Consider the following 401-nt stretch of genomic DNA (forward strand, 5'->3'; position numbering starts at 1 on the left):
AATTATATCAAAAGCTTAACCGGTTTAACAGATAATCTTATTACTTTCGATCCTCGCGTAGCCGAAAATGAGCGACTTAAAATTATTCCCGCCAATCCGGCTGCCCGGCACCCGTTTGCCCGCCAAGAACACTGTGAACTTTATCTTCGTCAATCTTATCCCAATGCTTGTCCCGTCTGCGGTCAATTGATGCGGAAAAATGGCTTTAAAACAGTCTATCTGCGGGGGCTCGAAATTAATGGCCGACCATTGGTACTCGTAATTGCTAAACAGAAGTATCTCTGCCCCGTTAGTGCGGAATGTCCCGCCTTAGTCACAGACTTAGCTCGAGTTCAAGGCATTAAGGTTAATCATCAAATCATGCCTAATGTCCAACAGCGCATGCTGTTGGCCTTAACTGA

At 45.4% G+C, this 401-nt stretch carries 1 protein-coding gene; it reads left to right on the plus strand.

The window, feature by feature from the left end:
- A partial coding sequence (locus FC43_RS02825; protein WP_162258981.1) for a transposase family protein occupies positions 1-401 on the plus strand: 401 nt, incomplete at both ends.

Origin of the sequence: Limosilactobacillus ingluviei DSM 15946 (assembly GCF_001435775.1) — a bacterium.
GTDB lineage: Bacteria > Bacillota > Bacilli > Lactobacillales > Lactobacillaceae > Limosilactobacillus > Limosilactobacillus ingluviei.